Genomic DNA, 19,404 nt, shown 5'->3' with positions numbered 1-19,404 from the left:
GCGTATTATGGCTGGATTATTTTCAAATATTCAGAACGGCTTTATGAATCCTGAAACGGGCAAAAAGCTTGGTTTCATGGATGGCTTAGGGCTTGGCGCAGATGACCCAAACCGTTATGGCCGTATGGCAATGTTGGGCAATGCTGTCACAGTTGGCGACCCCGGCAATTTCATGGAAGGCGCACCACAGGCATTCGCGTTAGGCCATGATATACAGCGCCAAAAAGAACAAGACCAACTTGCACAGCAAGAACGTGAGCAACAAGGCATGGATCGCCAAACCTTGGTTGACCACGCGCTAAGTGTTGTCCCTCCAAAATATCAATCATTGGCACGATCACAGCCTGAACTAGCCATGAAGTTTGCACAACAAGAACAGCAAGGCATGGCGGCGGACGCGGAAACACAGGCCATGTTTGAATACGTGGACGAAAATATGCCAAACATGTCTTCGTTCGCGCGCGCAACACCGGGTACCATGCAGAAGGTTCTCGAACAGCAAGGCGTTAAATTAGCGGGTGGGGGCGACAAGCAGCCTGCCGATGTTCAGGAATACCAATTCTATGCTGATCAGGCTAGGGCATCAGGACAAGAACCTCTTAGCTGGTTAGATTACAATACCGCGTTGAAGCAAGCGGGGGCAACGAGCATTACAACCAACGTTGGCTCTGAATATGGCACCATTCCGCAAGGATATGAGTTGTTCAAAGACCCTGTAACAGGTGCAACTTCCATGCAGCCTATCGCTGGGGGGCCAGAAGACACGACAAAACACGAAGCATTGAAGTTTGAACAAGAGCGGCAAAAAGCTACAGTTGCACGTCAAGCGATTAGCAATATTCGCGCTAAGATTGACAATGGTGGGCTGTTTGATCTGCCAGAAGTTGGTGTTTGGGGTTCTAAACTTGCGGGCATGAACCAAGAAGCAACAGATGTTCGCAATAACCTTGCTACATTGCAGTCTATTGTTTCGTTTGATCGACTCCAAGCGATGCGAGATGCAAGTCCTACAGGCGGCGCTTTGGGTGCTGTTTCTGAACGCGAACTGGCGTTGCTGCAAGCTAGCCTTGGCGCTCTTTCTCAAGATAGTTCAGAAGAACAAATGCGCCAAACGCTGGAATTTATTGACGGCATTATGGCCAAGTTCGAAGCCTACCCCGATGTAAACGGTGCGCCTACACAACAGGCCGGTAGCGGGTTGAACGACCTCAAATCAAAATATGGGCTTGAATAATGGCTGATCTCGCAAAAGTTAAGCGTAACGTGGCAAAAATGGTTAGCCAAGGTGCGCCTGAAACTGACATAGACGCCTATATTTCAGGCGAAGGGACTTCCATTGAAGCTGTTCGCCAATTCAAGGCAGCTCAACAAGCCCCGGCCAACACAAATGATATGGACTTTGGCCTGCCAGTACCAAAAGGCGCACAAGGTCATAATGAAGGCGAACAATTCTGGCAAGAACAAGAACGTTTGGGCCGTGAACAGAAATCGGCTGAAGAAAAAGCGCTCGAAGAGCAATACGGCAAGATGGATTTAGGTCAACGTATTGGCACATTTGCCGAAAACACACTCGAGGGCGTTCCCGTTGTTGGGCCGTTGGTGCAGCGCGGCGCAGATGCCGTTATGGCTGAAACCGTGGGGCGCTTGCAAGGTTATGACCCCGCAATGACCCGTGACGTATTAGCACAAAACCGTGACATTAGGGAAAGCCGCGCCCCAGTTGAGGCTTTTACCGGGAATATGACAGGTGCGATCGCATCTATGGGCAAGTTGGCGCAAACCCAAATGGGTAAACAGGCGTTGGGCCTTGAGGGCAAGAATGCGGCAACACGTTATGCGGCGGGTATTGGCACAAACGCGACCCTTTCCGGTGCTGACACATTGGCGCGTGGTGGCTCTTTGCAAGATGCGGCGGGTAGTGTCGCATTGGGCGGCGGCTTATCGGCTGCAATGCCTATTGCTTCTAAAGCTGTAAAGTTTGGAGCGGATAAGGTCAAAAACGCCGGACATTTCGCAAAAAGTATGTTTGACCCAGCTTATGAGGGCGCAAGACGTGTTGTATTGGCAAACAGCATAGATCAGGCATCAATGCCAAGTAGCGTACTAAACCAAGCAGATGAAGCGACAGCACGTCTTAACGGACAAAACATTATGAACGTTGACCGGGGCGGCGAAACAACCCGCGCCCTTGCTAGATCAGCGGCCAATACTTCACCCGAATTTCGCGGCCAAATGGAGAAGGTCGTTAGCGATAGGTATAAAGGTCAAGCAGGACGGGCAATCCAAACTCTTACCCGTCTTGTCGGCGGGAATGTTGATGACCTAAAATTCCAAAGCCAATTGAAAGAGGCGGCTAGAGCGGCCAATAAACCAGCGTATTTAAAGGCTTATCAGTCTCCAAAAGCACAAGCCATGTGGGATGATAACTTTTCGCAGCTAATGCGTTCTCCTGCTTTGCGTAGTGCGGTTAAATCAGCAGAAACAAGCGGGGCGAACCGGTCCGTTGCAGAAGGTATTAAACCAGTCAAAAACCCGTTTGTGTTCAATAATGATGGTTCTATTTCATTGCGTAAATTGCCAGATGGTTCGGTTGCCAAACCGAATTTAGCGTTTTGGGATCAAGTGCAGCGCGACTTGAGGAAGCAAGCGGAGGCGGCGGGGCATCCGGGCAGCGCAGCATTTAATGAAATTAACGGTGTTCGACAATCCTTAAACAACGCTCTTGATAATGCGGTGACTGAATTTAAAGACGCGCGCATCGGAGCTGCCGCATTCTTTGGCGCTGACGACGCGTTAGACGCGGGTAAAAAATTCGCCCGCAACCGCAAACTTGTACCAGAAGCAAAAGCCGCATTTGAAGGCATGAAAGACGCTGAAAAGAAAGCGTTTCAGGCTGGCTATTCTAGTGAGATGATCGACACTATGCGGGCCGCATCCGATAACCGCAATATTGTGCAGCAAATGTTTGGTAACCCCGCCGCTCGTGAGTTAAACGAAATGGTTTTAGGCAAAAATGCCAGCCGTGAACTTGAGGCGTTTGTTCGTGTCGAAGACATTATGGACAAAATGCGCGGGGCCATGGGAAATTCTAAAACAGCTCAATTCCTTCATGAACTAGGCATGGCTGGTGGCGTTGGTGCGACTGGCGCAGGTTTAGGCGCAGTAACAGGACAGGACTGGCAAACAAGCCTTGGCATGGGGGCAATGCTAGCGCTTGGCAGGAAAGGGGCTGCTACATTAGGCGGCAAGATTGACGAGCGCGTTCTCAAAGAAGTTGGGCGCATTCTTCTTTCCAACGATCCGAAATTGCTTGCCAAAGCTCAATTCAACGCAATGGCAACCCGAGGATGGATGAAAGCGCTTGAGGCTTATGGCGTTGGCCTTGAAAAAGCCTTGCCAATTGTCGCAAGCCGCCCTCAGCTAAACTAGAATACTGGGGTGTCCGGTAGAAACGGGAAAAGGATTGCCCCAACATCAGAGCCGTATCTAGCAGCGATTGTTAGCGCAAAAGCCGAAATAACCAAAATGACAATCCGCTCTATAGGATCGGCAACGTTCCATTCCCTTTTAGGCGGTGCGTCTTTTCGGCGGGCTGTGCCTTCAATGATTTTGGGTTCTTCAGTCATTTGGTTATCCAATCGCAGGTTCCAATTGAAATGGCGGGGGTGTTCTTGTTATTGTCATCACCACTAACATAGCCAATTTGATAGGCGGATGAAAAACGCCCGTTCTCAAAGTTGAAGTTGTATCTCGAAAGGAAAGCCCTACACCAAACAACGGGCCCGTACACATTAAGGTCACTAAAAATACTAGCATCATTGGAGCAGTCGGTGTAGGTTTCAAACCCGGTCGGCTTTAGCGATATTTCATATTTCTGGTAGGCGCTTTTGGTGTCTTTTGGCGTAATTTTCTCGCTTGTTGGTATTGCGCGCAAGAAAAATTCGTCGTCTGCCTTGAATTTAGTTGAGCGCCACATGTCGCTGGTGGCGTCAAATGAAATTCCCCCAACTGCTGTGTCTCTGCAAAAATACACGCCCGGCTTTATCAAGTCCGAGGCGACCGCCGACGTGCAAACAACAGCCAAACTAAAGAGGCTTCTTACCAGTAGAGATAAAATAGTCATTTAGAACCGCTGAGTTTGAGGGCAAAGGGATATGCTTGAAACTCTAATGGCCCGTTGCTCGCCAAGAACGTCGTACACACAGACCTTGTTTAGCCCGTCCTGATACTCGCCTTGGTAATATCCGGTCCCGCCGCCAAACCCCGGCGCACTGTCTTCAACCGACATAGGGCAAAGATCAGTCGAGTTAACCGCATATGTTTCGTCATTTGAGTATAGACAATGGCGCTGAAACCCAACGACGCCAAGGTCACGTTTGAGGTTGTAGGTCCAAGCATTGGCGGGGCCTACGAATAATAGTGAGATCAATAAAGCTTTTTTAAACATGCGCTGAGAATGCAACAGCCAAGGAACCCTGTCAATTTGAAAGGCTTCTTACTTTTCGGAATCTTCGGGGCTACGGCGGTTCATTTCTACCTGTAGCGCCAGCGTGTTTTGTTCACGCAACTGTGCAATGCGCTTATCGGCCTTGTCCATCATGTCCTGTAGCCGCTTGTTTGCTGCATCTATGTCTTCAATGGAGGTCGCTACGTTGAAGCTTTGCTCAAGACGGTGAATGATTTCGGCGTTTAAGCTGCGGCCATTCTCAGCCGCAATGTCTTTGAGCTTTTGACGCATACCGTCTGGGAAACGAACAATATATTGATCAAGTTTACGACTTTTGCTGTCCTGTGGCATATTTGGCCCCTTTTTTTATCTCATTAGGCGATATCTTGTGTTGACACAATCATCGCAGTAGGCGATACATGAATTATCGCAATAGGAGATAAAGGAAATTTGATGACATACTATGGTGAAGCAGGACGAGGGGCTGACCAATACATCGTTCGGTTCCCAATCGGAATGCGCGACGACATTAAGATGCAGGCTAAACGCAATCGCAGGAGTATGAACGCGGAGATTGTTACATTGCTGGAACGTGCTTTGGCAGGTTCTGGGGCGGTGGAAGGTGAGGGCCTAGACAGCAACACACCCTCCGCCGCGAACTAACCAGCACTGTTAGCGCAGTGCCAGAACATTCAAACAGGTTTTAAAGGAACCCAGAATGAACGAATTAATTAAACCAGAAATACAACCGCTAGTCTACAATTCTGTAGAGATCAGCGTTCGTGATGAGAAATTGTCGCTTACCAATATGTGGCGTGCTGCCGGAAGCCCCCCAAATCAATCGCCTTCGCAGTGGCTCCGTACTCCAAATGCAAAAGGTTTTGTTGAGGCTGTGAGTTTCAATGTGGGAAAATCCCATATTGAATTAGTAACATCTAAACGCGGCGGTTCTCATCTTGGAACATTCGCGCACTGGCAGATTGCGTTGGCTTACATGAAATATCTCTCGCATGATTTCCATATGTGGGGGAACGAAGTTATCCGTGAGCGCATGGAAGGCAAGTCGATTGCAGTTCATGACTTACCAGATGACATAAAGGAACTCTTGCGGCGTGATGATGGCATGTTGAAAATGCTTGCCAAAAAAATCACGGCAATGGAGCAAGCATTTCCTTTGATGGTCTTTGACATGTCAGAGCGCATGATTGAGCCGATGGTTCGCGCCAAACTTGCCGAAAACAACATTCTTTTACGGCATGGCCGCACCGCAAAGCAGATTTGGGACCGTTACGACCTACCCGGCAAACTCCGAGGCTCATCTACTTGGTTTGGTAACCGGCTAAACGAGATGGGATGTTCAATCGCAGATGAGGGAAGGGCGGATATTGGCAGTGGCACTGTTCGGTTATTTGACCCAGATAAAGCAGCCTTGTGCATGCGCAATGGGTTGAAACTGACAGCGGAACGTTATGCAATCGAACGCCAAGGCCAAAAGAAGCTCCGCTTCAAGCAAACAGAACAAGGGTTGGCTAAATGAATAAAGTGAATAGTTTCCAGCACTTAAGTCCGACTGCCAAGAAAGCGAGAGTTCTCGCAGATGTTCTTTTTTATTGCGCCACAGTAAAACACGAATGCACACATGGAGAAATCTTAGAGCATGTCATGACCGCAAATTCTGAGATCGAAGAAAATGTTGGCAGTGATGTCACCGCATCTCTCTTTGCCCTAACCCGAAGCGGCTCAGTCGAAACGAATACAATTGGAACCATTGGACAAGAAACCCGTTTCAAAGCTCACCCTCTGCATATGCAAATGGTTCATCACGGGGCGTGGGAGCCAGAAACTTTTGAAGATGACGAAGCCTAACACAAAAACAGCCATGACGGGTGCTGGAACACCCGCCACGGCCTAACCAAACCAGACCGTAGGAGGTCCGAAGTGGCTAACTGTTCAAATACCAAAATAAACGGCTTGTTGCCAATTGATTTCACACAATTCTCAATCCGAGAACTTTCACAGGCGTACGATGCAGCTTTGGCTGCTGATCTAGCATTAATCGGCGTCCTATCTAGGCCGGGCGTAGAAATTGATGAGGTTGCAGGCGGCTGGATGGATGAGCAAGCACAGGCGTTCACCTTTATGTGCCAGTGCATCCGAGATGAAATGCTAACGCGGTCAGAACCAGAATGCTCTATCGAAGCGTGTATGCGCCGAGACGTTGTTATCGGGTATGCGCTGCGATGCGGTGATAGCACAGATGAACTTGGCAAACTGCTTGTCGATTTATCGAATGTGCAACAAAAAGCAGCTTAAACAATAGGTTGGGCGGTTTATCTGCCCAACAACCAAATGCCCATCTGAAGGCCAACGCTCCAAAATACCAAAATGATTACAACACAGGCAACCCAAACAATCGGGTGTAGCTTGGCGTGTACAGGCTCTTCGTAAATCGGCTGGTCGTTATAAACAATCGGTCCATTCATTAAATCTTCTATCTCTGACAATTCATCACGCTTTGGCGTGTTTGGAAGTCTCATAATATGGCCTTTCAGTATTCGGCCATTTCACAACAATTCTGCAATGCAATCAACCCTGCTTCACGGCGGGGTTTTCTTATGGGGTGAACTATGTCTCGTTTAAATTATACCAACCAAGGCGCGATTAGGAATTTGCCCCTCACAAATTCGCTTGAAGACGCAATCGATTTAGCCGTGCTTGATGTTTACGGGCCGGGGTATGTCGCCAAGGTCTATTCAGGCGGGCAACCAACAAGTGGCAAGCGCAGAACTGGTTCACATCGGCATGATGAGGGCAAAGCTGGTGACTTCCATATTTTCGGACCAGACGGGCAACAGGTCAAAGGTGATGATCTAGCACCTATCATTCAGTATTGGTCTGCCAAGAAAATTGGCGGCGTTGGTGCTGAAATGAAGGGCGGCGGCATCCATCTTGACGAACACGCGACCCCACCAAAGGGCGGCGGCATGTTTTGGGATTACCAGAACCAAGGCGGGCGGCTAACTCCAAAGCAGCGTGAAGCGTACTTGGCGGGCAAAGAAGGCCAATTACCTGCACTGGTTGAGCGCAAGCCACCCCCATTTGTGCCAAACCGTGAGCAAGGTTTAAACGACGATGTTTTGCACACAGCGGCTTTGACATTGCTTGGTGAAGCGGCGGGCGAGGGGCGTAAAGGGCAAGAGGCGGTTGGACACGTTATCAACAACCGTGTTGCGTCATCACGTTACCCGAACGACCCTAAATCTGTAATGCTTCAGAACAAGCAGTTCAGCACATGGAATAAAGGCGCGGGCGGGAATAATCCTGATAAGCGGTTTAAGCGCACCGACCCCGCATATTTGGCAGCGCGGGCAACGGCGGCGGACGTTCTTTCCGGGCGCACAAAAGACCCTACCAACGGTGGTCTGGCATATTTTGCGGGCAAAGACCCGTATTGGCTAAGTGCTGAAAACAAAAACGGCACAAAGAAAATTGGCAACCACACATTTTTGCTTGGCAAGGGTGAACAGCCAACAACAGCCCTTGCAGCGATTGAAAGCCTTTCACCAACTGCTAAAGCTGTTGTGCCAGCACTAGGTTATTCACCTTCACCACCGGACAGACCATCAACAGCACGACGCACGACACGATCCAAACAAAAAGGCCCGTCGTTTTTCGACAAAGTGGGGGGGTATAACAATTTCAAGAAGCTCGAACGTCAAGCCGCCCCGTCTACCCTCAAGGTTGCAAGTGCAGTTGGCAATTCAATTTTAGACACAGGGCAAAACCTTTGGGGCGGTGCTCAAAAAGCGCTAACCCCGCAAAAGCCTGTCAATCTACCCCGGCCACGGCCAACGCGCACGGCATCTGTTAACCCCGTTGCATTGCCCCGGCCAAGACCACAGCAAGACCCGCGCTTTGATTTCTCAAGTATGGGCAATCAATCATCCCCAGCCCTGCAAATGGCCTTGGATATGAAGGTCGCAAGCCTAAACAACCCAATCCCGTCGCAGCCTAAAATTGCCACCCCACGTTCCACACGCAACTTTGACCGGGCAGAGGCGGGCTTTAACGTTCCTTACACCCGGCAAGTTGGCAAGGCCACGATAAACCCAATTGATCCGATCCAGCCAATTCAACAAGTTAGCCAACCGAACTATTTGGACCCGGTGGCACCAAGAGCACCAGCAAGACCAGCGGGCCTTGGCGGGCAAATGAACGGGCTGCAACGCACGGTCAATAATGTGCGCGGTGCATTGGCTCCGATCCGCAACGTTCGACACGATATCGCAGGACAAATTGACGGGCTGAAACTAGCGGCAAGACGGGCGGCGCAACAGCAAATACAACAGGCTTTGGGCAACAGACCTTCACATATGATGGGCCTTGATCGTGCTGCATCAAGCGGCAATGTCGTTCATTCCAATGGCTACATTTATGCGGGTTCACCGGGCAATTTCCGTCAAGTCGGCAAAGTGCAGGGCAATGACGCCAAGATGTATTCCACAAGCAACGAAAAGCCTAAGGGCTATCGATATTACGATCAGATTGAAAAAGAATGGAAGCACAAATGAGCGACGGGTGCACGGGCTTTCAATGGCTAGAAGGCATCTTTCAAATTCGCCAGTGTTGCGTAATCCATGACACGGGCGGCTCGGACGGGGTTTTGCTCGATTGTCTTTTAGCCAATACCCCGCCAGAAATATCCATTCTGGTCGTGTTTTGCGTCTTTCTCATGGCGCTGTTTAGACCAATTTACCGAATGATCAAACCTTACCTCAACCGCCGCTAGGGCGGTTTTTTTATGGAGAAACCCATGCGAAAAATAAATGAACTGATCTGGCACTGTACAGCCACCCCGCAAGGTCGCAAAACCACTGTGGCCGAAATTGATAGCTGGCACAAACAACGCGGATGGAACGGCATTGGCTATCACAAAGTTGTGCATTTAGATGGCACTGTTTCAGATGGGCGCCCAATCAGCAAAATCGGGGCGCACGTAAAGGGCAAGAACACAGGCACCATTGGCTATGTTTACGTTGGTGGCACCGATAAGGCCGGGAAAGCAAAAGACACGCGTACGGCTGCTCAAAAGGCCACTATGCGCCGATTAACACTAGAAGCTATCCGCGAGTACGGCCTCACTAAGGTAACGGGCCACAATCAATACGCAAACAAAGCTTGCCCCTGCTTTGATGCACAAGCCGAATATGCCGATTTGCTCACCATGAAAAACGGTATGCCGAACAAAGACCCTGCCAAACTCACAAGCTCACGCACCCTAAAAGGTAGCGCGGCGAGTGGTGTTGGTGTTTTGGGTACAACCGCAACAGATGCTGCAGCACAATTGCAGCCACTTGTGGAAATCTCAGGTTATTTGAAGTTCGCGTTTATCGCTTTGACGTTGGTTGGCTTGGCGTTTGTTGTCTATGCGAAACTAGACGATAGCGGTGCATTCACTGAAAAGAAGCCCAAATAATGTGGGGCATTTTGGCATGGCTGGCTGGTTCTAAAATTGGCCGCTTAATCGCGACAACCGGGATTGTTATCGCGTCAGTTTTCGTTATTGCGCTGCGCCTTATGGCAATTGGTGCGGCTGGCGAAAGAGCAAAGCAAACAGAGCAAAGTCTCAAAAACATTAGAGAAAGGATCAAGACCGATGAAAAAGTTCGCGACATGCCTATTGATGATGTGCGTGACAAGCTTCGCTCTGACTGGATGCGCAACGACTAGCGGATCAAGCTGCGACGGCTGGAAGCAAATCAGACTTAACTCAAACGATATTGAAGTAATTTCAAACAATAGCGCCCGCCAAGTTCTGCAACATAATGAACACGGCAAAAGCATTGGGTGCTGGAGCAAATGATGACAAGCAACGAACGAACAATCGGGGCTTTAATCGCCCGCGTTGAAATACTGGAAAAGCAAAACGACGAACAGGCAAAGCTATTGCGTGAGGTTCGGGACGCCATTGTTGGCGCAAAAGGAGGGTGGAAAACGCTTCTTGGCGTGAGTGCTGCAACGAGCGGTGCCACGGCGCTAATCTTGAAAATCTTACCCTACATTCAAATCAAATAGGGGGCTTTATGGCCAATCCCGGCTACTCTGACGAGCAGTTAATTGACGCCTTGCAAAAGCTGGCAAAGTGGGGCGGTGTTGTTGCTCATGCAGCGCGACAAGAAAACCTGCCCGAAAGCACGTTTCGCCACCAGATCAACACGGCGCGAAATGCCGCGCGGGCAGGGCGATTTGGAACCGACCCGGTAATCCCCGGCTTTGAAATAACCAAAGTTAGCACCACAGAAGATGTTGACGGGAATGTTAAAAGCCGCGCAATTCAGCAAAAGCCTGAAACTGACAAAGCGCCTTTCAACATGCCAGATGGCCATGCGCTAAAAGGCGTTTCGGCCCTTGTTGATGAAAACGGCATAGTCAAACAACAATGGTTTAAAACAGACCGCAAAGCAGAAATCGCCTTATCGGTTATTGAAGCCGCAAAAGAGGCAATGTCAGAACTTACGGCAACCTCACCACTTATTGACCCGCCCAAATTAGTTGATAGCGATTATGTGTCGGTTATCCCTCTTGTGGATTGGCATATCGGCCTTATGGCATGGGCAGAAGAAACGGGCGAAAATTACGACCTCAAGATAGCTGAGAACGTCATAATGGACGCCATGCAGCGCGTTATGGCTTTAACACCCAATTCCAAAGAGTGTGTTATTCTTGGCCTTGGCGATATGTTGCATTCTGACGGGTTTGACCCGGTAACCAGCCGCTCAAAGAACATTTTGGACGTTGACGGGCGTTGGCCCAAAGTTCTCAAAACCGCCATTCGTATGATCCGTGCCACAATTGATTTGGCGTTGCAAAAGCATGAAATTGTGCATGTGCGTATCTTGCCGGGAAACCATGACGACGAATCCGCCGTGGCAATCTCAACCGCATTAAGCCTGTTCTATGAAAATCAGGAACGAGTGCATTTTGACGATGGCGTATCGCGATATTGGTGGAAACGGTTTGGCAAAGTTTTCATGGGCGCTACGCATGGCGATAAAACCAAAATGAAAGACCTGCCCTTGGTTATGGCTTGCGACAACCCGCACGATTGGGCCGCGTCAACATACAAACGGGTTTGGACAGGCCACATTCACCACGAAAGCAAAATAGAGGAGGGCGGCGTTATCGTTACCTCTATGCGCTCACCAGTGGCGAAAGACGCCTATCACAGCTTTTCAAAATATCGGTCTGGACGTTCTGTCTACACTGAAACATTCAACATTAACGGCTCTATGGCCGGGACAACACAGATCAACATATGAGTGGACGTAAAAACGACGAGGGCAAAGTACGCCTTGAACTGTTGCCACCTGAACTATTATTTGCGGTTGGCTCAATTCTGACATTCGGTGCCGAAAAGTACGACGCCCGGAATTGGGAAAAAGGTATGAAATGGGGCAGGGTATTTGGCGCTCTTATGCGTCACCTTTGGGCATGGTGGGGCGGCAAAGGCCCAACAACGAAAAGCTTCCTATTTGATGATCTAGATGATGAAACAGGCAAAAGCCACCTTTGGCACGCGGGATGCTGCATTGCATTCCTTATAGCGTATGAAGAGCGCGGCGTAGGTGAAGATGACCGCGCCGGGACCATTATTGATCCTGAGTAGAACGCAACGTGAACAGAATTGTGTCAGTTTTGTACCAATTCAAATAGATGTTCTTGGTTTGTAACAGATTCAACCGGAAAGTTCCTATTTCTAAGGAAATTTGAGAACATCGAAAAAAGTGCTTGCATTCCAATGGTTATAGCGGTTATTCACGTCCCCGGAGAGGTGGCCGAGTGGTCGAAGGCGCGCCCCTGCTAAGGGCGTAGGCGGGTAACTGTCTCGAGGGTTCGAATCCCTTCCTCTCCGCCATTTCCTTGAAAATCCGACATAACAACAAAAGTCTTGAGAGCATGTGCTGCGCCGCTATGCCTGCAACGCCGTTCCTTGGGTTGATTTGCCCATAACGAGCGCCAGAATCCAAGGCGCTCGCATCCATTTGTTGCATGCATCAAAGGTGCCATCGGTTCCCAATTTTGAAAGCCTATATGGGAGTTGCGGATACAGATCTTATTGCCTTTTCTGCGTTTAGCGGGAGTGCGGTTTCTCCGCTTACACTCAAGAACTCAACCGTTGAACTGTCATCATACTGAACGGTTAACTGCTGCGGCTGAGTTGGCAACAGCAATGTTATTGCATCTTGAGCTCGAACTTGTGTGCCTGCATTTGAGGTCGGTAGTGGCGATGAGACCGTAGTGCCCTTCGTCGCGAAGGGCATGCATATTGCACAGCGACGGTGGAAAAGCTCTCCCGGTAGAACATTGTTCCAGCTATAGAACGCGGCAATTCTTCCCGCTGAAATGTCGGATATGGGTTTTGTTTTCGCCACTTTATCGCCCAAACTGGACAGATCCAGATTGTTGATGATCCCCCCAAGGTTGTTCAAAAACCCATTTGATGAATTGCGCTCTTGGATTTGCAGAATGTTTTCTGGTGCAGTGCAAGTGTCGTCGCCAAAGGTTTGCATAAGTTCAAATTGCCCGCCAACCGTCCAATGTTCGCCAAATAGTGCTTCCACATTGCAAAACTCAATACTGCCTCCAACTGCTGAGCCACCCGACGTGTTGTCCAACGTTAGGTCGAGCACAATTACGTCCAAACCATCAATGTTTGTTAGCGAGATAATCTCAATGCTTGTCCAGGAGCCCGCATACCAGCCAGTTGGAATGGCCCCGCCAGCGCCAATTGATCCAATATTGGCGCCTGAAAAAGAAGAGTTGGTTGGGTGATAGGTTTCAGCGCTCTCCAGTGATAGGCCCTTGTTCGTGATGGCGGCTATATCGGTGGCGAAATTGTGCCAGTGTCCATCCGCATCAAGCGCTAACTTGGTGGAAGCGCGTGTGAAGCTAAAAGCGTTGGAGTTCGAAACCTCCAGTCCATTTTTCATGTAACGTATATTGGCAAAATCCGCATAAAACGTTGCGCCAGTTGGCCACCATAGTTGTTGCCTGCTCAGGAGGGGCGACACACCTACGCCGATCATTGAATGGACTCCAGTTTCAATGATGGGGAATAAGTTGCCAAAAAGTGATGCCTGATCGACATGTGTAAAACTCCATTTTTGTTCGATGCAACAATAATGACTGGGCTTTTTGGGTCGGGGATAGATTTTTTGCATCTAGCTTGGACTGCCCCAAGATCAAGACGGGGGGATGCATTGTCGCGTTTGGCCGGGGATAATTGGCACAATTGCCTATGAACGCTGCACTTGTTCATTTTCCAAACTCCGCTATAAATGTGAAAAGTGCGCCATAGAACGTTTGCGCGGCCAGTTGTCACTTGCACAATTGTTGGTTTATCTATAAAAAAGCCACCATATAGTGATGGTGAAAAAAATTATCTATAAAATGGAGCGGTGATTTGGATTTGGTGAACGAAACGACCGAAGAACAAGCAATTGACCAGATTACAGTCTATAAAGTGAGCGGTCGGCGCGCCGATGTGGTTAGCCGTGAAGAGGCGGATGCCATCTACAACCAGCCCTTTATGGACTTGTTGTTCAAAGCTCACACTGTTCACCGCGAAAACTTCGATCCAAATCAGGTCCAGCGCTCAAAGCTTTTGTCGATTAAGACGGGCGGTTGCGCTGAAGATTGTGCATACTGCAGCCAATCTGCGCGCAACGGGTCAACTTTGTCCGCATCTAAACTTATGGAAGTTCAGGCTGTTTTGGCTGAAGCGCAAAAAGCCAAAGAAGGCGGTGCCAGCCGCTATTGCATGGGCGCGGCTTGGCGCTCACCAAAAGATCGTGACATGGCCGTGCTTGAAGCCATGGTGCAGGGCGTTAAAGAACTTGGCATGGAAACCTGCATGACGCTTGGCATGCTTGAAGATGATCAAATTCACCGCCTAAAAGACGCGGGTCTTGATTATTATAATCACAACATTGATACCTCTGAGCGCTATTACTCAGAAATCATCACCACGCGCACATTTGCGGACCGCATTGAAACGCTCAATCGTGTGCGTGATGCGGGGATAAAAGTCTGTGCAGGCGGCATTGTGGGCATGGGCGAAAAGCAAATGGACCGCATCGATATGCTGCTCACATTGGCATCACTCAAAGAACATCCTGATTCTGTGCCCATCAATATGCTAATCCCAATTGAGAACACGCCAATGGCTGAAGTTGAAAAACTTGATCCTATTGAGTTTGTTCGCACGATTGCGCTGGCGCGAATCCTCATGCCAAAATCCCACGTCCGCCTGTCAGCTGGCCGTACGGACATGACTGATGAGTTGCAGGCCATGTGTTTCTTTGCAGGCGCAAACTCAATCTTTGTTGGCGATACATTGCTCACAGCCAACAATCCGGGCGAAGACAAGGACGCGATCTTGTTCAACAAGCTTGGCATCACCCCAATGGCTGCGGGTTGCGACGGAAAAAAATGAGTGTATTCCCCCGCCATCATGGCGTGTTGGAAGCCTTAAAAAACCGAGCGCGATATCGCGAGCTCATTCCACGCCAGGGGCATGACTTTGCCTCCAACGACTATATCGGTTTGGCCGGGTCTGATGTCCTGCGCCAAGCAGGCATTGATGCGCTTAATCGTGGTGTGCCAGTAGGGGCAGGCGGGTCGCGCCTTTTGCGCGGCAACGACGCTGAACATGAATTGCTAGAACATGAAGCCGCCGCCTTTTTCGGTGTGGAGAGAACTCTGTTTTTGGGCAATGGATTTGTGGCCAACATGGCGATCTTTTCAACCTTGCCGCTCAAAGACGATCTGGTGTTGTACGATGAATATATTCACGCCAGCGCCCACGAAGGCATGCGTCTGGGACGGGCCACGACACAAGAATTTGCGCACAATGACGCAGCTGATGCAGCACGAAAGATCCAAGCTTGGCGCGCGCAGGGTAATGAAGGTCATATTTGGATCGCGTGCGAAGCCGTCTATTCAATGGATGGTGATTTAGCGCCGGTTGCTGAACTTTATGAGTTTGCGCAGCAATTTGGCGGCACACTGATTGTCGATGAGGCTCACGCAACCGGGGTATTTGGTGATTTGGGTCGCGGCTTAACGCACGAAATCGCACGCGATCCAAACGTTTTAGCTCTGCACACCTGCGGCAAAGCTTTAGGCGTTTCTGGTGCTTTGATATGTGGCGCTGGGGTTTTGGTTGAAACGCTCATCAACAAGGCGCGCGGTTTCGTGTTTTCAACAGCGCCTTCGCCGTTAAATGCAGCGTTGGTGCGCGCGGCGCTGAACGAGCTGCAAACAAATCCTGAACGTCAATTGGCAGCACTCGAGCAGTTGAAACAAACCCATGTGTTAGCCAAGTCAATTTGCGGGCTTGAAGGGTTCGAAAGCCAAATTTTGCCCGTAATCATTGGCGAAGATGGGCCGACCATGGCCCTTGCCAAAACCATGCAAAACAAAGGCTATGACATCCGCGGCATTCGGCCACCGACAGTGCCAAAAGGCACAGCGCGATTGCGGATATCCATTACCTTGAACACGCCGCTTGATGTGATTGAGCAAATGTTCAAAGACCTAAGTGCCGAGATGAAAAAACAACAATTGCCGGAGCAAGCCAATGGCTAATTCAATTGTGGTGACGGGCACCGACACGGGCATTGGCAAAACTGTTTTCTCTGCTGGTTTGGTGCAGGCGCTTGGTGCAACCTATTGGAAACCTGTGCAAGCAGGGCTGGAAGAAGAAACAGATAGCCAAGTGGTCGCGCGCCTATCTGGGTGCACTATGTTGCCCGAAACATATCGTTTGAAAATGCCCGCATCGCCCCACTTAGCGGCGGAGGCTGAACAAGTTGAAATCTCATTGGATGACTTGTCTATCCCCAGCGTGGATGGCCCATTGGTGATTGAAGGGGCAGGCGGTTTGATGGTACCGTTGAACCGCAAGTCGCTTTATCTCGATGTATTTGCCGGCTGGAAACGGCCCGTCATCCTTTGCGCACGCACGCAATTGGGAACCATCAATCATAGTCTGATGTCGCTCCTGGCGCTGCAACAGGCGGGGTGCAAAGCCGTGGGTATCGCGTTTATTGGTGAGCCAGAGCCAGAAGTTGAGCAAACAATTTGCGACTTTGGAAAAGTTGAACACCTTGGCCGTCTGCCAAAAATTGATCCACTGAGCTCGCAAACGCTTGCAGAAGCCTTTCGTCAAAACATCAAGCTCGACACCATTCGCAAGGCCCTAGCATGATGACCCCGCTAGAATTTGACCAAAAGCACCTGTGGCACCCCTACACAAATGTAGAAAAACCCGGTCCAACCTTCGTTGTTAAAAGCGCAGAAGGCGTGTGGTTGACCCTTGATGATGGAACCAAGGTAATCGACGCCATGTCATCATGGTGGTGCATGTTGCATGGGCATAAACACCCCAAAATCACTAAAGCAATTCATGATCAGCTTGATGTGATGCCCCATGTTATGTTTGGCGGACTAACTCACGACCCTGCCATTGAATTGGGCAAGAAACTGCTTGAGATCACGCCTTCAACGATGCAGCGCATTTTTTATTGTGACAGCGGCTCGGTTGCGGTGGAAGTGGCCATGAAAATGGCCGTGCAATATCAGCACGCGCTCGGATTTGAGGGCCGCAGCAAATTTGCCACCGTGCGCTCTGGTTATCACGGCGATACGTGGAAAGCCATGAGCGTATGCGATCCCGACACGGGCATGCATCACCTGTTCCAAGGTGCCCTGGCGGTTGAGCATTTCATCGACCGACCACCGATTACGATTGATGAGACCTGGAACGAAGAACCGTCGGCAAATGGTCTATCAGAATTGCGCGCTATTTTTGAAGCGCATGGCAAAGAGATCGCTGCCTTTATTCTAGAGCCAGTTGTGCAGGGGACGGGGGGGATGTATTTCTATCATCCCGAATATTTAAACCAAGCCCGTGCCCTGTGCGATGAGTTTGGCATCCTGTTGATTTTTGACGAAATCGCGACCGGATTTGGCCGTTTGGGCAAAATGTTTGCGACCGATTTTTGTGCAATTGAGCCTGACATTATGTGTCTGGGCAAAGCGCTAACGGGTGGTCACATTAGCTTTGCCACCACCATGACCAATGATCGAGTGGCGCAAACCATCGGCAACGGATCGCCGGGTATTTTTATGCATGGCCCCACCTTTATGGCCAACCCATTGGCCTGTGTTGCGGCAAAGGCAAGTTTGGACCTTTTGGCTGAAGGCGATTGGCAAAGCCAGACGGCAAACATTGCAGCGCAGCTGCAAACAGAACTGGCACCCGCGCGCGAATTGCCCGGTGTTGCAGATGTGCGCATAATCGGCGCGATTGGCGTCATTGAAATGAAGCACACCGTAAGCGCTGACCAAGCTCATGGCATGGTAAAAGAGAACGGTGTTTATCTGCGACCATTCGGTAAGAATATTTATTCAATGCCCCCCTTTGTGTCGTCACCCGACGAAGTAAGCAAAATCGCCTCTGCAATGATTAAACTGGCAAAGGTGCTGTGATGCAATTTGATTGGGTTAAGCGGGACAACAACAAAGACATTATCGTGGTCTTTGGCGGTTGGGCGGTTGGCTTTGCGCCTCTTGCGCACCTTCAAGGTGACGTTGATGTTCTGTTTGTCAGCGATTTTCGCGATATATCGGCAGACCTTCCAGATCTCGCGCAATATGAGAATAAATCGCTGGTCGCATTCTCATTTGGTGTGGCGGCTTACGCCCATTGGCAGGCCATTCACGCTGATCCATTTTCGTTTAAAGTGGCGATCAACGGCACCGTAACGCCTGTCGACCGTCAATCTGGCATTCCACCAGTTATCATGCAAAAAACAATTGATGCGCTTGATCCGGATAGCTTGCAGGTGTTTTTGATGCGGTGTTTTGGCGAGAAACAACCCTATCTTGATGCAGACATCGCCGCGTTGAAGGAAGAGCTTGAAATTGTTCAGCAGCGCGGCGCAGCGCCGATTGTTGATTTTGACAAGGTGATCGTTAGCGATAAAGACCGGATTTTTCTAAGCGCCAATCTCAAGCGCGCTTATGAAAATAAGGATTTTGCAACCGTGTCGGGACCACATATTCCTTTTGGCGCTTGGTCGCGTTGGGAAGAGGTCGTACATGTTGCATAAAATCGCCAAGCAGACTTTTGATGATACACGTGTGGCGACAAGCTTTCGCCGTGGCCTTGATAGCTACGAGAAGAATGCGGTCGTACAACGTCAAATCGCCCAGCATCTGGCCAATGAGCTCATGTCCGTTCGTCAGGCGAACCAGTTTGATCGGGCACTGGAATTTGGGTGTGGTACAGGCTACCTCACGAAACAGCTGACAGATCAGTTTGAAATCAACGACCTGATTATCAATGACTTGGTCGCTGAGTGCGAAACCAAGGTTGGGTCTATTGCACCCCATTCGAGATTTGTTGCTGGTCCAATTCAAGAAATTGAATTGCCCGAGCAATTGGATTTGGTTGCATCAAGTTCTGCAATACAGTGGATTCCGGACCTTTCGAGCCTTGTCGAAAAAACAGCCAATAAACTGAAACCGGGCGGTTGGATGGCCCTATCAGGTTTTGGCTCTGATCATTTTCATGAATTACAAGCCTTGGGCTCTCGAGCAGCAGCACCCAGCTATACAGATTGCGCCGAGCTTGAAGTCATGTTGCCGGACTTTATGGACGTCAAACACCTCAAAATGGATCAAATCCAGCTTGAGTTTGATGGGTTGGCTCCGCTTTTGCGGCACCTGCGCAACACAGGTGTAAACGGCAATGCAGATGGTATCCTGACGAAAGCCAATTTCAAATCCTTTGAAGAACGCTATGCAAACCAGTTTGGCCATGGCGGCAAGCTGCCACTAACCTATCAGCCGGTTTGGTTGATCGCGCAGCGCCAGCAATAGGGTTTGAA

Annotated in this window: 24 protein-coding genes and 1 tRNA gene; 19 read left to right on the top strand and 6 right to left on the bottom strand. The window is 49.8% G+C overall.

What is annotated here, in order from left to right; genetic code table 11:
- Positions 1-7 precede the first annotated feature (7 nt).
- A complete protein-coding gene (locus tag O4H47_RS00880) occupies positions 8-1,234 on the top strand; it encodes a hypothetical protein (RefSeq protein WP_269392042.1) in 1,227 nt (408 codons plus the stop codon).
- Positions 1,234-3,429 carry a hypothetical protein gene (locus O4H47_RS00875; RefSeq protein WP_269392041.1) on the top strand — a complete coding sequence of 732 codons (2,196 nt, stop codon included), beginning with the start codon at positions 1,234-1,236 and terminating at the stop codon, positions 3,427-3,429. Before O4H47_RS00880 ends, O4H47_RS00875 begins: the two co-directional genes overlap by 1 nt.
- Here O4H47_RS00875 and O4H47_RS00870 read toward each other — a convergent pair.
- The 4 genes from O4H47_RS00870 to O4H47_RS00855 are packed head-to-tail and all read right to left on the bottom strand — an operon-like array spanning position 3,426 to position 4,798.
- Positions 3,426-3,626 carry a hypothetical protein gene (locus tag O4H47_RS00870; RefSeq protein ID WP_269392040.1) on the bottom strand — a complete coding sequence of 67 codons (201 nt, stop codon included), beginning with the start codon at positions 3,624-3,626 and terminating at the stop codon, positions 3,426-3,428. The genes O4H47_RS00875 and O4H47_RS00870 overlap by 4 nt on opposite strands.
- Positions 3,623-4,123, bottom strand: coding sequence for a hypothetical protein (locus O4H47_RS00865; RefSeq protein WP_269392039.1), 501 nt, complete (start codon positions 4,121-4,123; stop codon positions 3,623-3,625). Before O4H47_RS00865 ends, O4H47_RS00870 begins: the two co-directional genes overlap by 4 nt.
- Positions 4,124-4,447 (bottom strand): hypothetical protein, encoded by a 324-nt coding sequence (locus tag O4H47_RS00860; protein WP_269392038.1) that lies wholly within the window; start codon positions 4,445-4,447, stop codon positions 4,124-4,126. It lies immediately after the preceding gene.
- Between the two features lie 48 nt (positions 4,448-4,495).
- Positions 4,496-4,798 (bottom strand): Arc family DNA-binding protein, encoded by a 303-nt coding sequence (locus tag O4H47_RS00855; RefSeq protein WP_269392037.1) that lies wholly within the window; start codon positions 4,796-4,798, stop codon positions 4,496-4,498.
- Between the two features lie 102 nt (positions 4,799-4,900).
- On the opposite strand from O4H47_RS00855, the gene O4H47_RS00850 reads away from it, so the two are divergent.
- The 4 genes from O4H47_RS00850 to O4H47_RS00835 all read left to right on the top strand — a co-directional run bounded on the left by O4H47_RS00850 (position 4,901) and on the right by O4H47_RS00835 (position 6,760).
- Entirely contained in the window at positions 4,901-5,110 is a 210-nt protein-coding gene (locus O4H47_RS00850) for an Arc family DNA-binding protein (RefSeq protein ID WP_269392036.1), read from the top strand.
- 55 nt (positions 5,111-5,165) lie between these two features.
- Positions 5,166-5,984: a KilA-N domain-containing protein gene (locus tag O4H47_RS00845; RefSeq protein WP_269392035.1), complete on the top strand. Its 819-nt coding sequence runs from the start codon at positions 5,166-5,168 to the stop codon at positions 5,982-5,984.
- On the top strand, positions 5,981-6,313 hold the full coding sequence (locus tag O4H47_RS00840; RefSeq protein WP_269392034.1) for a hypothetical protein: 333 nt from the start codon (positions 5,981-5,983) through the stop codon (positions 6,311-6,313). Before O4H47_RS00845 ends, O4H47_RS00840 begins: the two co-directional genes overlap by 4 nt.
- 72 nt (positions 6,314-6,385) lie before the next feature.
- Entirely contained in the window at positions 6,386-6,760 is a 375-nt protein-coding gene (locus O4H47_RS00835) for a hypothetical protein (protein WP_269392033.1), read from the top strand.
- Positions 6,761-6,777: 17 nt separating this feature from the next.
- On the opposite strand, the gene O4H47_RS00830 is transcribed toward O4H47_RS00835, so the two are convergent.
- Positions 6,778-6,984, bottom strand: a complete 207-nt coding sequence (locus O4H47_RS00830) for a hypothetical protein (protein ID WP_269392032.1) — start codon at positions 6,982-6,984, stop codon at positions 6,778-6,780.
- A 90-nt stretch (positions 6,985-7,074) separates the two neighbouring features.
- Here O4H47_RS00830 and O4H47_RS00825 point away from each other — a divergent pair, with 90 nt between their 5' ends.
- From O4H47_RS00825 to O4H47_RS00795, 7 genes are all read left to right on the top strand, one after another.
- Entirely contained in the window at positions 7,075-9,018 is a 1,944-nt protein-coding gene (locus tag O4H47_RS00825) for a cell wall hydrolase (RefSeq protein ID WP_269392031.1), read from the top strand.
- 242 nt (positions 9,019-9,260) lie between these two features.
- A complete protein-coding gene (locus tag O4H47_RS00820) occupies positions 9,261-9,923 on the top strand; it encodes an N-acetylmuramoyl-L-alanine amidase (RefSeq protein ID WP_269392030.1) in 663 nt (220 codons plus the stop codon).
- Positions 9,923-10,177 carry a hypothetical protein gene (locus tag O4H47_RS00815; protein ID WP_269392029.1) on the top strand — a complete coding sequence of 85 codons (255 nt, stop codon included), beginning with the start codon at positions 9,923-9,925 and terminating at the stop codon, positions 10,175-10,177. Before O4H47_RS00820 ends, O4H47_RS00815 begins: the two co-directional genes overlap by 1 nt.
- A 132-nt stretch (positions 10,178-10,309) precedes the next feature.
- Positions 10,310-10,522, top strand: a complete 213-nt coding sequence (locus O4H47_RS00810) for a hypothetical protein (protein WP_269392028.1) — start codon at positions 10,310-10,312, stop codon at positions 10,520-10,522.
- A gap of 8 nt (positions 10,523-10,530) precedes the next feature.
- Entirely contained in the window at positions 10,531-11,766 is a 1,236-nt protein-coding gene (locus tag O4H47_RS00805) for a hypothetical protein (RefSeq protein ID WP_269392027.1), read from the top strand.
- The gene (locus O4H47_RS00800; protein ID WP_269392026.1) at positions 11,763-12,113 is read left to right on the top strand and encodes a dATP/dGTP diphosphohydrolase domain-containing protein; all 351 of its coding nucleotides are present in this window, start codon (positions 11,763-11,765) and stop codon (positions 12,111-12,113) included. Before O4H47_RS00805 ends, O4H47_RS00800 begins: the two co-directional genes overlap by 4 nt.
- Before the next feature lie 159 nt (positions 12,114-12,272).
- Positions 12,273-12,362, top strand: a tRNA-Ser gene (locus tag O4H47_RS00795).
- A gap of 172 nt (positions 12,363-12,534) precedes the next feature.
- Here the strand turns inward: O4H47_RS00795 and O4H47_RS00790 are convergent.
- Positions 12,535-13,533, bottom strand: a complete 999-nt coding sequence (locus tag O4H47_RS00790) for a hypothetical protein (protein WP_269392025.1) — start codon at positions 13,531-13,533, stop codon at positions 12,535-12,537.
- Positions 13,534-13,970: 437 nt separating this feature from the next.
- Between O4H47_RS00790 and bioB the strand changes: the two genes are divergently transcribed.
- Genes bioB through O4H47_RS00760 form a run of 6 tightly spaced genes read left to right on the top strand, consistent with a single transcriptional unit; the run spans position 13,971 to position 19,396 of the window.
- Positions 13,971-14,942 (top strand): biotin synthase BioB, encoded by a 972-nt coding sequence (bioB, locus tag O4H47_RS00785; protein ID WP_419719588.1) that lies wholly within the window; start codon positions 13,971-13,973, stop codon positions 14,940-14,942.
- Positions 14,939-16,096: an 8-amino-7-oxononanoate synthase gene (locus O4H47_RS00780; RefSeq protein ID WP_269392024.1), complete on the top strand. Its 1,158-nt coding sequence runs from the start codon at positions 14,939-14,941 to the stop codon at positions 16,094-16,096. The genes bioB and O4H47_RS00780 overlap by 4 nt, the downstream gene beginning before the upstream one ends.
- Complete coding sequence (gene bioD / locus O4H47_RS00775; protein ID WP_269392023.1) at positions 16,089-16,718, top strand: dethiobiotin synthase; 630 nt, start codon at positions 16,089-16,091, stop codon at positions 16,716-16,718. Before O4H47_RS00780 ends, bioD begins: the two co-directional genes overlap by 8 nt.
- A complete protein-coding gene (bioA, locus tag O4H47_RS00770) occupies positions 16,715-18,001 on the top strand; it encodes an adenosylmethionine--8-amino-7-oxononanoate transaminase (protein ID WP_269392022.1) in 1,287 nt (428 codons plus the stop codon). The genes bioD and bioA overlap by 4 nt, the downstream gene beginning before the upstream one ends.
- Entirely contained in the window at positions 18,001-18,624 is a 624-nt protein-coding gene (locus O4H47_RS00765; RefSeq protein WP_269392021.1) for a pimeloyl-ACP methyl esterase BioG family protein, read from the top strand. The genes bioA and O4H47_RS00765 overlap by 1 nt, the downstream gene beginning before the upstream one ends.
- Complete coding sequence (locus tag O4H47_RS00760) at positions 18,614-19,396, top strand: methyltransferase domain-containing protein (RefSeq protein WP_269392020.1); 783 nt, start codon at positions 18,614-18,616, stop codon at positions 19,394-19,396. Before O4H47_RS00765 ends, O4H47_RS00760 begins: the two co-directional genes overlap by 11 nt.
- The last annotated feature ends 8 nt before the right edge of the window (positions 19,397-19,404 follow it).

Source organism: Maritalea porphyrae (assembly GCF_027213965.1).
Lineage (GTDB): Bacteria > Pseudomonadota > Alphaproteobacteria > Rhizobiales > Devosiaceae > Maritalea > Maritalea porphyrae_A.
The sequence above is the reverse complement of the archived record's forward strand: the minus strand, read 5'-3'. Positions and strand labels throughout refer to the sequence as shown.

Bases quoted from the DNA above. Each gene is read 5' to 3' on its own strand.
- O4H47_RS00880 (WP_269392042.1), top strand. From the start codon at position 8: ATGGCTGGATTATTTTCAAATATTCAGAACGGCTTTATGAATCCTGAA.
- O4H47_RS00875 (WP_269392041.1), top strand. From the start codon at position 1,234: ATGGCTGATCTCGCAAAAGTTAAGCGTAACGTGGCAAAAATGGTTAGC.
- O4H47_RS00870 (WP_269392040.1), bottom strand. From the start codon at position 3,626: ATGACTGAAGAACCCAAAATCATTGAAGGCACAGCCCGCCGAAAAGAC.
- O4H47_RS00865 (WP_269392039.1), bottom strand. From the start codon at position 4,123: ATGACTATTTTATCTCTACTGGTAAGAAGCCTCTTTAGTTTGGCTGTT.
- O4H47_RS00860 (WP_269392038.1), bottom strand. From the start codon at position 4,447: ATGTTTAAAAAAGCTTTATTGATCTCACTATTATTCGTAGGCCCCGCC.
- O4H47_RS00855 (WP_269392037.1), bottom strand. From the start codon at position 4,798: ATGCCACAGGACAGCAAAAGTCGTAAACTTGATCAATATATTGTTCGT.
- O4H47_RS00850 (WP_269392036.1), top strand. From the start codon at position 4,901: ATGACATACTATGGTGAAGCAGGACGAGGGGCTGACCAATACATCGTT.
- O4H47_RS00845 (WP_269392035.1), top strand. From the start codon at position 5,166: ATGAACGAATTAATTAAACCAGAAATACAACCGCTAGTCTACAATTCT.
- O4H47_RS00840 (WP_269392034.1), top strand. From the start codon at position 5,981: ATGAATAAAGTGAATAGTTTCCAGCACTTAAGTCCGACTGCCAAGAAA.
- O4H47_RS00830 (WP_269392032.1), bottom strand. From the start codon at position 6,984: ATGAGACTTCCAAACACGCCAAAGCGTGATGAATTGTCAGAGATAGAA.
- O4H47_RS00825 (WP_269392031.1), top strand. From the start codon at position 7,075: ATGTCTCGTTTAAATTATACCAACCAAGGCGCGATTAGGAATTTGCCC.
- O4H47_RS00820 (WP_269392030.1), top strand. From the start codon at position 9,261: ATGCGAAAAATAAATGAACTGATCTGGCACTGTACAGCCACCCCGCAA.
- O4H47_RS00815 (WP_269392029.1), top strand. From the start codon at position 9,923: ATGTGGGGCATTTTGGCATGGCTGGCTGGTTCTAAAATTGGCCGCTTA.
- O4H47_RS00810 (WP_269392028.1), top strand. From the start codon at position 10,310: ATGACAAGCAACGAACGAACAATCGGGGCTTTAATCGCCCGCGTTGAA.
- O4H47_RS00805 (WP_269392027.1), top strand. From the start codon at position 10,531: ATGGCCAATCCCGGCTACTCTGACGAGCAGTTAATTGACGCCTTGCAA.
- O4H47_RS00800 (WP_269392026.1), top strand. From the start codon at position 11,763: ATGAGTGGACGTAAAAACGACGAGGGCAAAGTACGCCTTGAACTGTTG.
- O4H47_RS00790 (WP_269392025.1), bottom strand. From the start codon at position 13,533: ATGATCGGCGTAGGTGTGTCGCCCCTCCTGAGCAGGCAACAACTATGG.
- O4H47_RS00780 (WP_269392024.1), top strand. From the start codon at position 14,939: ATGAGTGTATTCCCCCGCCATCATGGCGTGTTGGAAGCCTTAAAAAAC.
- bioD (WP_269392023.1), top strand. From the start codon at position 16,089: ATGGCTAATTCAATTGTGGTGACGGGCACCGACACGGGCATTGGCAAA.
- bioA (WP_269392022.1), top strand. From the start codon at position 16,715: ATGATGACCCCGCTAGAATTTGACCAAAAGCACCTGTGGCACCCCTAC.
- O4H47_RS00765 (WP_269392021.1), top strand. From the start codon at position 18,001: ATGCAATTTGATTGGGTTAAGCGGGACAACAACAAAGACATTATCGTG.
- O4H47_RS00760 (WP_269392020.1), top strand. From the start codon at position 18,614: ATGTTGCATAAAATCGCCAAGCAGACTTTTGATGATACACGTGTGGCG.